11 protein-coding genes are annotated in these 13,791 nt (G+C 44.9%); 10 read left to right on the top strand and 1 reads right to left on the bottom strand.

What is annotated here, in order from left to right; genetic code table 11:
- The first annotated feature begins 157 nt into the window (after positions 1–157).
- From MHB43_RS13980 to MHB43_RS14020, 9 genes are all read left to right on the top strand, one after another.
- Positions 158–1,186: a dockerin type I domain-containing protein gene (locus MHB43_RS13980; RefSeq protein ID WP_405132156.1), complete on the top strand. Its 1,029-nt coding sequence runs from the start codon at positions 158–160 to the stop codon at positions 1,184–1,186.
- Between the two features lie 91 nt (positions 1,187–1,277).
- Positions 1,278–3,227 carry an S-layer homology domain-containing protein gene (locus MHB43_RS13985; protein WP_405132157.1) on the top strand — a complete coding sequence of 650 codons (1,950 nt, stop codon included), beginning with the start codon at positions 1,278–1,280 and terminating at the stop codon, positions 3,225–3,227.
- Between the two features lie 196 nt (positions 3,228–3,423).
- Complete coding sequence (locus tag MHB43_RS13990) at positions 3,424–5,388, top strand: ATP-binding cassette domain-containing protein (RefSeq protein ID WP_405132158.1); 1,965 nt, start codon at positions 3,424–3,426, stop codon at positions 5,386–5,388.
- A 28-nt stretch (positions 5,389–5,416) separates the two neighbouring features.
- Positions 5,417–6,085 (top strand): response regulator transcription factor, encoded by a 669-nt coding sequence (locus MHB43_RS13995; protein ID WP_127546972.1) that lies wholly within the window; start codon positions 5,417–5,419, stop codon positions 6,083–6,085.
- Positions 6,086–6,087: 2 nt separating this feature from the next.
- Complete coding sequence (locus MHB43_RS14000) at positions 6,088–7,425, top strand: ATP-binding protein (RefSeq protein WP_405132159.1); 1,338 nt, start codon at positions 6,088–6,090, stop codon at positions 7,423–7,425.
- 214 nt (positions 7,426–7,639) lie between these two features.
- Positions 7,640–9,475 (top strand): UbiD family decarboxylase, encoded by a 1,836-nt coding sequence (locus MHB43_RS14005; RefSeq protein WP_047842712.1) that lies wholly within the window; start codon positions 7,640–7,642, stop codon positions 9,473–9,475.
- Positions 9,476–9,758: 283 nt separating this feature from the next.
- The gene (locus tag MHB43_RS14010; protein ID WP_221819595.1) at positions 9,759–10,844 is read left to right on the top strand and encodes an HD-GYP domain-containing protein; all 1,086 of its coding nucleotides are present in this window, start codon (positions 9,759–9,761) and stop codon (positions 10,842–10,844) included.
- Between the two features lie 161 nt (positions 10,845–11,005).
- Positions 11,006–11,461 carry an SRPBCC family protein gene (locus MHB43_RS14015; protein ID WP_405132160.1) on the top strand — a complete coding sequence of 152 codons (456 nt, stop codon included), beginning with the start codon at positions 11,006–11,008 and terminating at the stop codon, positions 11,459–11,461.
- Positions 11,462–11,492: 31 nt separating this feature from the next.
- The gene (locus tag MHB43_RS14020; protein ID WP_237175782.1) at positions 11,493–11,654 is read left to right on the top strand and encodes a hypothetical protein; all 162 of its coding nucleotides are present in this window, start codon (positions 11,493–11,495) and stop codon (positions 11,652–11,654) included.
- Position 11,655: 1 nt separating this feature from the next.
- On the opposite strand, the gene MHB43_RS14025 is transcribed toward MHB43_RS14020, so the two are convergent.
- The gene (locus MHB43_RS14025; protein ID WP_405132161.1) at positions 11,656–12,876 is read right to left on the bottom strand and encodes an MFS transporter; all 1,221 of its coding nucleotides are present in this window, start codon (positions 12,874–12,876) and stop codon (positions 11,656–11,658) included.
- A 286-nt stretch (positions 12,877–13,162) separates the two neighbouring features.
- On the opposite strand from MHB43_RS14025, the gene MHB43_RS14030 reads away from it, so the two are divergent.
- Positions 13,163–13,744 (top strand): TetR/AcrR family transcriptional regulator, encoded by a 582-nt coding sequence (locus tag MHB43_RS14030; RefSeq protein WP_017688803.1) that lies wholly within the window; start codon positions 13,163–13,165, stop codon positions 13,742–13,744.
- The last annotated feature ends 47 nt before the right edge of the window (positions 13,745–13,791 follow it).

Consider the following 13,791-nt stretch of genomic DNA (forward strand, 5'->3'; position numbering starts at 1 on the left):
TGTGTTCAAAACGCTATGGAGGCATACTCCATGGCGTTTTTTGTCGAATTACAACTGGGAATAGTTCCACGGTCCTGTTCAGAATCGGTTCAGAATGGCTCGTTATACTGAGCATGTAGTTGTTCAAATTTGAAATGTACACGAGGAGGAACATGAATTGAAGGGGAAACAAAACAAAAAACGGCTTAAGCCGATATTGAAAAAAAGCATGTTGACTGCACTCGGGTTGGGCATTGCGTTGCCTATAGGTGGAGCGCTTCCTCAAGCTAACGCAGGAGAAATTGGCCCAGAGATTAACATTTCACGGCCTGTGCTCAACGACGGCATCCATTGGTTAAATTATTCATCGGAACAAAACGATCCTTCTTTTGTGTCCGGTGTACCCATCGAGGTAACGAACAATAGAGTTAGAATTGATTTGAGTACCCATTTACGATCTGATGAGTTTAGTATGCTCACAGCCAACTCAAGTGATAACAGTATAGCTAGGGTGTATGTAGAAACGATAGAAAATGAAAATATATTGGTTGTTATTCCTTACAAGAGCGGCAAAATCAACATCGAATTGAAAGCTCAATATACTGTATCTGATGTACCGGAAACGGTTACGGATAACTTTGAACTTAACATTAGTAAAAAAGGGGATGTAAATGCAGACGGAAAAGTGAATTCTGCGGATGCAGCAGAACTTTTGACTTATCTTCGTAATATGGTCAGTCGCCGCGGTTATTCTTATGAAGAGATGAACCGAATGGACGTGGATCGTAATGCGGAACCCACTTTGGGGGATATGAATGCGTTGTTAAACGGATATGCCAATAAAACACTTGGCGCAAAAAACAATGATTATGTGTTGACCTTTCAACAAGTGGACGATGCGCCGTATGTGCTGAATGGTCAATTGAAGAATTACATGGAGAACGCAATTGCCACAGATTATGATTTAATGGATGTTGATGGTGATGTTATTGCTACTCCTTCTTATCAGTGGTATCGCGCAACAGACCCTTCAGGAGAAGATATGGTTCCAATAGAAGGGGAGACACTAGAACAGCATACCGTTACATCTGAGGACGAGGATCATTATCTTGTGCTCGAAGTGACTGCTCATTCCACTTCGGACGCGAATACGGAGCCAAGACGAGTATACATTGTTGGAAAAGAAAAAATACAACGCCCTGATTAATTCATATTTCTTAATTTAGATAACGAATAACAATATTTTTTCTATCGTTACCAAACGATCTATCAATTGATACAGACATGGAGGCTAATACATGTTTCAACCGAAAAAGAAACGTCCAAGAATCAGAAGAACAATGTCAGGTCTCATCGCACTGACGCTACTCTCGTCTCTCGTATTCCCGAGTATGGCTGGGGCAGAGCCGGCAGAACCATCACAGGTTCAATTTGCAAATGTAAGTGTACAGCCGGGGCAGACGGTTCATGTCCCTGTTACATTAAAGCAGTCCTATTCTCAGGTTAGCGCTTATAATATGCAGATTGATTATGATACATCTGCCCTGGAAGTTGTCCGGATCACGCCTAAATCTGTAAGCACGATTAGCACATCCCCAGAAGAAACCGGTACAGGAGACTTCCAGTACGTAATTAATAACGAAGAAGGCTGGGTACGGATCATCTGGGTTAATTTCAATGCAGGTGAACGTTTGATTTCAGACGAACAGCAATTATTTGATATGGAGGTCAAAGCCAAAAGTAATGCGACTCCTGGAACAAAACAGCTCACAGTGGTGCAAAGCGATTCAGAACATTGGCTTTTTACAAATGTAGAACACAATAGTGGTGCTCAGTTGTCCGGTGGAACAATCACAATTACAGCAGCAAACTCAGGTGGCGACAATTCTGGTTCGACACCTACACCGAATCCTGGTAACTCTTCGGGTGGAGGGGGAAGTGTATCTCCAACTACACCCGTGGTTACCCCTGTTCCATCGACTCCGGCGGTAACCAAAGGTGTAGACATCTATGTGAATGGTCAGAAACAGGCACAATCAGCGACCGCTACCACTTCAACGGTAAACAATCAGGTTACCACCACGGTTCATGTGGATAATGACAAAGTCATCAATCAGATTGGAAGTGGACTAAGAACGTTACTGCTGCCGATTACAGGTACTGCTAAAGGTGCAGTTGTTGGTGAACTGAACGGCAAGTTGGTCAAAACAATGGAAGGAAGTAATGCCGAAGTTGTCATTCAGACTGATAGCGGTACGTACACACTTCCAGCTAACCAGATTCAAGTGGATCAGATTCTGAACCAATTCGGAAGCACGGTTCCATTGGAAGATATCACAATCCAAATCGCTATTGTGCCTAGTGCCACATCTAAACAAACAGCAATTCAGGCTGCAGCGGATAAGCTGGAGAACACAACGGTGATCGCAGCTCCGATTGATTTTGAAGTAAAAGCGATCTGGAATGGACAGCAAGTTAATGTGGATCGTTTTAACTCTTATGTAGAGCGCTCCATTACTTTGCCAGAGGGTGTCGATGGTTCAAAGATCACGACAGGGGTTGTGCTTCAGCCAGATGGCAGCCTTCTGCATGTACCGACCAAGGTTATCAAAGGTAACGTGCAAGATTCTGCTATTATTAACAGCTTGACGAACAGTACTTATGCGCTGATCTATCATCCGGCAACATTCAGCGATGTATCAAGTCACTGGAGTCGTGATGACGTACAGGATCTGGCATCCCGTCTGATCGTACAAGGTACTGGTGAGAACGTGTTTGCGCCAGACCGGAGTATTACGCGGGCAGAGTTTACGGCTGTTTTGTTAAGAGGTTTGGGTCTGCACGCACCGCGCAGTGCAGAAGCGGCAGCGTTCACGGATGTGAAGACGGGCAGCTGGTATGAGGATGAGGTTCAGACGGCTGTGTCCTACGGCCTAATCTCAGGTTATGCTGACGACAGCTTCCGTCCGAACAGCGAAATTTCTCGTGCTGAAGCGCTGACCATTGTGTCACGTGCGATGAAACTGGTCGGTCTGGCACAGGCCGACGCGTCAGAGACAACAAGTCTGCTGAGCACATACAGCGATAGCGCTAAAGTACAGGCATGGGCTGCAGAGCCAGTTGCATCGGCAATTAAACAAGAGCTGGTACAAGGTGCTGATGGCAAACTGATGTCAGATGCAGACATTAGTCGTGCGCAGTCAGCCGCGATTGTGAAAAGGTTACTTGCAAAAGCTGGACTAATCTAATCAAATTTCTGGACACCTACACTTACTTGAAATGATTTGTTTCAAGCAAGCTGTAGGTGTTTTTTTGTATATAGTTCTTTGGAACAACCTCTTATAGGTGCAATGGTCCAGTTCATTATCAGTTCATACTGATTTGTTACGATATAAACATCAAATAGATAGATATCGTGCATGATCAGGAGAGGAAGAGATCCATATGAAAATACTAGAAGTTAAAAATGTGAAGAAATCATACACCTTATATGGAAAAGAAAAAGTTCCCGTACTTCACGGTTTGAATCTGAGTTTTGAGACAGGGGAATTTGTCTCCATCCTTGGCGAATCTGGCTGCGGTAAGTCGACACTAATGAATATCATTGGTGGCATGGACTCCGACTATGAAGGGGACGTCGTTGTTCGTGGCAAGAACTTAAGTGCCATGACAGAGAAGGAAATGGATGATTATCGGAAGAACAATATCGGCTTTGTCTTTCAAAATTTCAATCTGATCCCACATCTGTCTGTCCTCGAAAATGTAACGATTGCGATGCAAATGACAGATACGAATGAGAAGGATCGCAATAAACGTGCCGTAGATATATTGACAGAGGTGGGACTGAAGGATCATCTGAACAAACGTCCCAACCAGTTATCTGGCGGTCAGAAGCAACGGGTTTCCATCGCACGGGCGTTATCCAACAATCCCGATATTATTCTTGCAGATGAACCGACGGGTGCTCTGGATAGGGAGAACGGAGATCAAATCCTCGCTCTGCTGGACAGTATAGCCAAGAAGGGAATGCTGGTGATTGCCGTAACTCACTCGCAGAAAGTCGCTGACTCCGGTACACGTATTGTGAAGGTTGAAGAGGGGCGCATTAGTGACGATATTCACCTGAAAGATCCTTCTACGACTGTTTACGAGAGTGGTAAGGATTCTTCCCGGAGCCTGAGCTTGCTTGCTTCATTCAAGATGGCACTTAAAAATATGAAACTCAACGGCAAGCGTAATGTACTGGTCGCTTTGGGTGGATCTATAGGTATATTAAGTGTACTCCTGATGCTCTCCTTGGGGAACGGGATAACAACGTATATGAATGACGAAATCAATTCAAGTATGGACCCTTTGCTCGTGGATATAACAAAGCCGAGTGAAGAAGCCAAGGATATGCAAGGTCCTGAGGCCTTGATGGCACCAGGTGAACCGTTCACCGAAGCTGATGTTGAGACGATTCGCAATTTTCCTAATGTGGATCATGTAGAAACAATTACAACTATTACAGGCAAATCCACGATGGTGAATGAAAAACAAAGTGTAGGACTTACACAGTTAACAACGTTAACGGATTCTTTTGATCCAGCATTGATGACAACAGGGGTCCTTCCTGTAGAAAATGAGATGTTGTTACCTCTCGATACGGCGAAACAATTAAGCGGAAATGACCAAGCTGAATCCATGATCGGCAAGTCCGTGTTTCTATATATCAATGAGATGGATGGCAATAATAAACCAGTGACTTTGGAGAAAGAAGTAACGATCTCAGGGATCTACGAAGCGGCAGATCCGCGATCTCCAATGCAACAATCCCCAGGATACATTTCATCAGAAACGCTGGAGCAAATGTATACAGACAAAGGAATAACGATCGGGCCGATTCAGGTAAACGCCTATGCAACCGATATGAAATATGTAAATGATATCAATGAAGCTGCTGTAGACGCTGGCTTCGCAGGCTCTCAAATGGCCAAGGTCATGGAGAATATCACGACATATGTAAGTATGGCTTCCATTGTACTCGCGGGTATTGCAGGTATTTCATTGATCGTATCCGGTATTATGATACTGGTAGTACTCTATATCAGTGTCGTGGAACGGACAAAGGAGATCGGCATTCTTCGGGCGATTGGAGCAAGAAAGAAAGATATCAAGCGAATATTCTTCTCCGAATCTGCCTTATTAGGCGTATTTAGTGGTATTATTGCGGTAATCTTTGCAGTGATCATCAGTTATGTATTAAACATTCTTTTGGACAATGCGTTTGGAGCCAAACTCATTAATCTCTCGGGATATTATATTTTGTTTGGTATCGTGGTAAGTACAGCGATTAGTATTGTTGCCGGTTTGATGCCATCATCAAAAGCGGCGAAGCTGGACCCGATGGAATCCCTACGATACGAATAAAACCAATTGCGGAAAGGATAATGGCTACATGAACACAATTCTGGTGGTGGACGATGATTCCCATATCCGCAAATTAATCCGAATCTATCTTGAAAAGAATCAATTCTCCGTGCTGGAAGCACCAGACGGTCAAGAGGCGTTAGATATCCTCTCGCATACGAAAGTGGATCTGGCGATTGTGGATGTGATGATGCCACGAATAGACGGTATTGAACTGACGGAAGATATTCGGTCTTATCTGGATATTCCCATCCTGATGGTGACAGCCAAGGGAGAATCCAAGGACAAAGTCAGAGGATTTAATGCCGGGTCAGACGATTACCTGGTTAAACCGTTTGATCCTGTGGAATTAATCCTGCGTGTAAAATCGTTACTGAAACGATATAACAAAAGTTCATCAAACATGATTCAGATCAGCGGTGTAACGATTGATTTGGGCAATCTGATGGTTGTTGCGGATGGACAAACTATCGAATTGAAAAAGAAGGAATGTGAATTGTTATTTTCTCTGGCGAGTTCGCCAGGGAAAATATTCACACGTACACAGCTTATAGATGACATATGGGGCATCGATTACGAAGGAGATGAGCGTACGGTTGATGTACATATCAAGCGGTTAAGGGAGCGACTTGAACCTGTACCTGAGTTAGTGATCTCAACTATCAGAGGACTCGGTTATCGCCTGGAGCGGGCATGAAAATGTTTAGGAAGAGCCTGCGACTTCGCATCGTAGCTACGTTTATCGGGATTGTTCTGGTGAGTTTAATTCTTTCCTTTATGATAAATAACGGGTCCCAGGAAAAGACACCGAATCGTTTTATGGTTACTTTTGCTGAAGACCTCGCTACACTGATTAACCTGATCGATGATCCTGAAAAAGTGAAATCAAGCTTGGATATTTTTGCTCGCTACGGCTTAAATATCACTCCCGTGAATGAACAAAGTGAAGTGTTATCTTCCTTGCCAGAAGACAAAGTTCATTCGTTATTTGATTCGGGTACAACGGATGCCATTTTTCTGTCCAGTAAAGATGGAGTCGCGACCATAGGTGTTCCTGGAACAAAAGAGGGGATTGGCACATTTCTGATTCAAAGTGATTTTTCCTCTCTTTTTCATACACTGAGAAACACGCTCTTAACCTCACTGTTAACGGTTCTGGTCATTGGCAGCTTATTAATCCTGTTCATGTCCGGGTATATTGTGAAACCGATTAAGAGATTAACGGTTGCGGCGAAGGAGATGTCATCAGGTGACCTGTCGGTCCGCCTGAAACACAATAATAAGGATGAGTTTGGGGAACTGATGGAGAGTTTTAATCATATGGCCAGTGAGTTGCAAAAAATCGATTCGGTTCGTGATGACTTTGTCAGCAACGTCTCTCATGAAATGCAGTCTCCGCTCACATCAATTAGAGGATTCACCAGAGCACTACAAGATGGTGTTATTCCATTAGAAGAGCAGAAAGAGCATCTGGATATTATCTATGAGGAAACGCTGCGCTTATCGAGGCTCAGTGATAATCTGCTTCGGCTAGCCTCGCTGGATTCGGAGCATCATCCGGTTCATTTCACCACGTTCCAGGTAGATGAACAATTAAGAAGGGCGATCTTACTGGCAGAGCCGCAGTGGGCTCAGAAGGACATACAGATCGAACTGGACTTGTTGCCCTGCGAGATCACAGTGGACAAAGATTTGTTTGATCAGGTCTGGCAGAATTTAATAAACAATGCGATCAAATACACAGGTCCACAAGGTACCATTCATGTCGAAATTGAGACGTCATCTTCACATGTGAAGATATTGATTAGAGATTCAGGACAAGGTATACCTGAGGACGCCCTTCCGTATATCTTTGATCGATTCTACATGGTGGACAAAGCACGGAGCAGCTCGCTTCGAGGGAATGGATTAGGGTTGTCCATTGTGATTAAAATATTGAAATTACATCAATGTACAATTGATGTAGAGAGCGAAGTAGGAAAAGGAACGCAGTTTATTGTCACGATCCCCAGATCGACCATTACACCTACATCTTAAGGCAAGCCAGAACAGAGAGAGAGCAATATGGAAACAATCGGTCCCTGTGCGTTCAGGATTCAGATTGCTGCCATATTGCTTTTTTGATATCTGTATTCGCGACAAAATTTCACATATAGTTTTGTTTAGCAGAGGATCATTTGTTAAAATAGAAGAGACGTTATGTGAATCTATGAACTTAATCAATTTATCATACACAGAATGGAGCCATCCAATGAAATATCGCAACATGGAAGATTGTATTAACGATCTGGAGCAGCACGGTCATTTGATTCGGGTCAAAGAAGAGGTTGATCCTCATCTGGAGATGGCAGCGATCCATATGAAAGTGCACGAGGCTAAAGGCCCGGCATTGTTATTCGAAAATGTAAAAGGCTCAAAGTTCCAGGCCGTATCGAATCTGTTCGGCACGGTGGAACGAAGCAAGTTCATGTTCCGGGGTACGCTGGAAGGCGTACAACGGGTCATGGCTGTTCGTGACGATCCCATGAAGGCGCTTAAGACGCCATTTCAGCATGTCCAAACAGGTCTAGCTGCGTGGCAAGCGCTGCCAAAACAGAAATCTATCAGCCTACCCGTGTCGGCGCAAGAGATTCAAATCTCGGACTTGCCACTCATCAAACACTGGCCTATGGACGGTGGGGCATTTGTGACGCTACCACAGGTTTATTCGGAAGATCCGGACAAACCAGGCATCATGAATTCAAACTTGGGGATGTACCGGGTTCAACTGGATGGCAATGATTTTGAAATGAACAAGGAAATTGGATTACACTATCAGATTCATCGCGGAATCGGTATACATCAAGCCAAAGCGGTCAAAAAGGGAGAACCACTGAAAGTGAGTATTTTCATTGGGGGTCCACCTGCACATACACTTTCAGCGGTGATGCCTCTGCCTGAAGGACTTAGTGAAATGACATTTGCCGGTCTGCTCGCTGGACGTCGCTTCCGGTACAGTTACAAGGACGGATATTGCATCAGTAATGATGCTGATTTTGTCATCACAGGTGATATTTACCCAGGCGAGACAAAGCCTGAAGGTCCGTTCGGGGATCATCTGGGTTATTACAGCCTGACGCATGAATTCCCGCTAATGCGAGTGCATAAAGTCTATGCCAAACCTAATGCGATCTGGCCGTTTACGGTTGTTGGTCGTCCGCCGCAAGAGGATACGGCGTTTGGCGATTTGATTCATGAGATTACGGGAGACGCGATTAAACAGGAGATTCCTGGTGTCAAAGAAGTGCATGCGGTCGATGCGGCAGGGGTCCATCCATTACTGTTTGCAATCGGCAGTGAACGTTACACGCCGTATCAGGCGGTGAAGCAGCCGACAGAGTTGCTTACGATTGCCAATCGTATTTTGGGTACGGGTCAGCTCAGTCTGGCGAAGTACCTGTTTATTACCGCTGAGGATCAGCAACCTTTGGATACCCATAAGGAAGTTGAATTCCTGACCTATATCTTGGAGCGTATGGATATGCAGCGGGATATTCATTTCCATACCCATACAACGATTGATACACTCGATTATTCGGGTACAGGACTGAACAGCGGCAGCAAGGTCGTTTTTGCAGCATATGGCGACAAGGTTCGAGAGTTGTGCACGGAAGTTCCGGAGTCTTTGAAAAACATTCGTGGTTATGAGAATCCACAGCTCATCATGCCGGGTATCGTTTCGATCCAGACATCGGCCTTCACGAGTTATGCAGATACAGCACAGGAGATGCAAGCATTCACGTCTCTATTGAAAGAACAAGGAGGTCTGGACTCGTGTCCAATGATCATTCTATGTGACGATAGTTCGTTCCTGAGTGCTAACCTCAGCAACTTCTTATGGGCAACCTTTACTCGCAGCAACCCTTCACATGATATGTATGGGGTTAACAGCGGATATGACCACAAGCATTGGGGCTGTGATCAGGTGATTATTGATGCACGTACCAAACCCCATCAGGCGCCGCCGCTGATTCCCGATGCTTCGGTCGAGAAGAGCATTGAACGATTTTTTGTTAAAGGTGCTAGTCTGGGTTCGATCAAAATCTAATTTGAGATGTCTTGAAGAAGTTCAAACGGAGCGTTTGAACTTCTTCGGCTTACTCTGATACGGCAATGAGGTACAAAAGTGTGTAAAAGTTTAAAACCGGGACTAATTTGGATATTGGAGTGAGGATAAAGTCTTAGTTGTTCGTATTTACCATTGTGATTAAGGTCGTTTGAACTATGTATGAAATGAAGAATTATAACGATATAAAGAAGTATAGGTATTTTTGTGGCCCCGTTCCGTTGGGTGCTGTTACTATAATGAATTGTTCAGGGGGAATACCGATTTGAGAATCCATATTATGAACCTGCAAGACGGAGACCGTCTAACTGCAGATACATTCAGCGATGCAGGATTACACGTTCTCGGGAAGGGAACTGTGATCAAAGGTGAGGATATCACCTTGCTTATGCAGCACCGTGTAGATTATGTAGATATTGAATCACGCGAAGAAGAAATCACTGAAGCAGAATTTTTTGCTGCAGCGGCAAAACATGCTTCCGGGATAACTACGAAGGAAGAACCACCTGAAGAAGAGCTGAAGTCCCAATTTATTCAGACTGTACATAATTATCAAAATGCTTTTCTCGAAGCTCTGACCGTTGGCAAGTTCAACGCCACCATGGTGGATGATGCACTGCAACCGATGGTTGAGGGACTGGATGAGCAGAAAGATGTCGTTCATCTCCTGATGATGCTGGAGCGGGATGACGTCAATAACTATACACATTCAATTCAGGTAGGATTGTTGTCCTTCTACCTTGCGAACTGGCTTGGATATTCTCAGAAGGAGAGTTATCAGATTAGTCGCGGTGGTTATCTGCATGACATTGGTAAGTGCAAAGTATCCCACCGGATTCGGAACAAAACAGAACCGTTGACGGCGGATGAGCAGCTTGAAATGCAGCGTCACACCATATATGGCCATGAAATTATCAAAAATTCGATGACGGATGAAGTGACAGCACTGGTTGCTCTGCAGCATCACGAGCGGGAAGATGGATCGGGTTATCCGATGCAACTGGAGAAAAGTGAAATTCATCCCTATACCCAGATTGTATCTGTAGCGGATATCTATATAGGTATGAGATCAGGGAATCATGGAGGAAGCAATCCAAATCTGATCAACAACCTTAGAGATATCTATGGAATGGGATTTGGTAAATTGAATGAAAAACCCGTTCAGGCATTGATGCAGCATTTGCTTCCTAATTTCATCGGGAAACAGGTTCTGCTCAGCAATGGAGAAAAAGGTGTGATTGTTATGAACAATACATCTGATATCTTCAAACCACTCATCAAAGTGGAGTCTGAAGAATATCGCGATCTCTCCAAAGAGCGTACGCTTGCCATTGATGAATTGCTTATTTAATCTAAATATGATCTGTATTCCTTATTTATATTGAGAACGGGCCTCCTGTACGAAGACAGGGGACCCGTTTTTTGTTATATCATCCTATATGTGTTGTTCGACCAAGGAAGCAAGCGTATACTTTGCAAAGACCTTATTTTTCCTGCCAAGGAGCGATCGCCATGATTGAAGTGACAACCGAGATTACGATACATGCCTCGATTGAACGGTGCTTTGACTATGCCCGGGATATTGAAATACATACTCAGACCGTCTGGCAACATACGCGAGAGCGAGCAGTCGCAGGAGTAACCACAGGAAGAATTGGAGCAGGGGATACCGTTACATTTCAGGCTACTCATTTTGGGGTCAGACAGAAGTTGAAGTCCCGGATCGTGCAGTTTGAACAACCTTTCCTCTTTGTGGATCAGATGGAGAAAGGGGCTTTCAAGAGCATGCGACATGAGCATCATTTCAGCGAAATTGGGGATCAGATGACTTGTATGAGAGACACACTTCGATTCGAAGCTCCACTTGGATTGCTGGGATGGGCAACCGAACGACTTGTGCTGAAGAGATACATGCAGGCATTTCTGGAGAGTCGCAATCGTAAACTCAAAGTGATACTTGAGCAGTAGCCAGAATTGAGGGATAAAGGAGAGAAGACATTTGATGGATAATGAATATTTTGTAGGTTGGGGCACACTTGCCTTGATTAATGCCGGACTGGCCCAGGGAAAAAACAGAAGTGGTCGGAACTGGTTTCTGATTTCCCTGTTATTTGGTCCGTTGGCAACTCTTTTTATTGTGGTGTGGGATAAACTGGACTAATTCAACGATCGAGATTCCGATGCATATAACGATCGATCATCCAGAACACAAGGGCTGCTGCACTAACGCCAGCACCTAACCAGCAAACGGCTGTCCAGCCCGCCCATGCATACACTTGGGTAGAAACGATGGAGCCGGTTGCACTGCCGATGGAATAAAAGATCATATAAGCTGCCGTCAGGCGGCTCTGCGCTTCGGGGCGAACTTCGTAGATCAGGCTCTGGTTGGTAACATGTACGGCCTGCACGGCGAGATCCAGCAGGATAACACCCAGGATCAGAAACCAGAGAGAATGATGGACATAACCGATGGGCAGCCAGGACAAGAGCAGAATGACAAGGGCGACACCGGTTGTTTTCTGCCCAAGGCCCCGGTCGGCAAGTTTACCTGCACGGGCAGCAGCCAAAGCTCCCGCCGCTCCTGCGAGACCGAATGCACCTATGACTGTATGAGACAGGGACAGTGGGGGGCTACTTAGTGGCAGTACCATAGAAGTCCACAAAATGCTGAAGGCTGTAAAAATCAGCATGGCCAGCACACCTCGTACTCGTAACACACGCAACTCACGGTACAGTTGCAAGACGGAACCGAGTAATTGGGTATAGCTTTGTTTTACTTGTGGTGATTGTTGCCTTGGGAGAACAAAAAATAAGGCGACAATTCCGAGTAATGTAAGGCTGGCAGAGAACAGATATACCGATCTCCACCCGAGCCAATCGTTCAGCGTACCTGCAACCGTTCGTGCAAGTAAAATGCCAATGACGATTCCGCTGGTTACCAACCCGACAATGCGACCACGTTCGGAAGGGGCTGCCAAGTGTGCAGCAAAGGCAACGAGCGTTTGCGTAATGACGGCTAATAAACCAACGACAGCCATGCCCGTGAACAACAGGGAACTGGATTGTGCGGTTCCTACGAGAACCAGTGCAAGCACGGATAAGAGCATTTGAAGGATGATCAACTTGCGGCGATTTAAGAGGTCACCAAGCGGAACAAGAAGGAACAGCCCCAAGGCATAACATATTTGAGTCACTGTGATGACAATCCCTATGGATGACGGAGAGAGGCTGAATTCTTGAGCGATGGAGTCCAGCAAAGGCTGAGCATAATAGATATTGGCGACCGCAAGTCCGCTGCACACGGCAAAGAGTAGAGCAACTAACCGTGACATGGCTGGACGATCCTTATTGGATAATTGTGCATCTGGAGAAGAAGTTTGCATGAGTAGTTGTCACCTTTCTATTATATACTGATCGGTATGTTATGTTTCGGGATAACCATACTTTATTTGCGTGAATTCTGTCAACAGAGATTTAGTTGAGGGTTAAACTGAAGGTTATTTACCCAGAGAATACGACGATAAAATAACCATATGATCGCTTCTATTCCAGAATTTTCGATTCATTTATAGCTAAAAACTCCTTTCCGGTTATTAGGTTTTGACTTTGTAATAAGAGTGAGGTTAAAATATATAAACATACTGATCGATACATAAAGAGGTGAATTGTATGGTTAGACAACGGGAATTTGATACGGATAAAGCACTCGATGCAGCGATGCATACGTTTTGGGACAAAGGGTTCGAAGCGGCATCTTTAAATGATTTGACGACCGCAATGGGCATACAACGTCCCAGTCTGTATGCGGCTTTTGGAGATAAAAAGGAATTATTTGAAACAGCACTTCGCAGGTATACCACTCAGCACGCGGCTCAAGTCAGAGCCAGACTTCAACAGGGTTCCTCCGTACGGGAAGCCTTTCGTGGATTGTTTGAACATATTGGAGCAGAGGGGAGTGTGACCGAGCCTAGTCACGGCTGTTTTTGCATTAATACGATGGTTGAGCTGGCTCCACATGATCCCAAATTCGCTGTCCTTACACGGGAGCATCAGATGTACCTGGGTGTTCTTTTTAAAGAAACGATAGAACGAGGGCAACAGAGCGGGGAGCTGTCCACTGACATGAACGCGAGTGCGGTTGCACAGTCTTTGGTTGTATCCATGATTGGACTGACTGTACTGATGAAATCAGGACCGGACCGCTTGTTTGTGGAGCAGAGCATCCAGGTTACGCTGTCTTTGTTACAGTAATAGGGAATTATTCTGTTTAAAGTGATGCGGAGTTGCTACAATATATT

Origin of the sequence: Paenibacillus sp. FSL H8-0317 (assembly GCF_045040685.1) — a bacterium.
In the GTDB taxonomy this organism is placed as follows: Bacteria; Bacillota; Bacilli; order Paenibacillales; family Paenibacillaceae; genus Paenibacillus.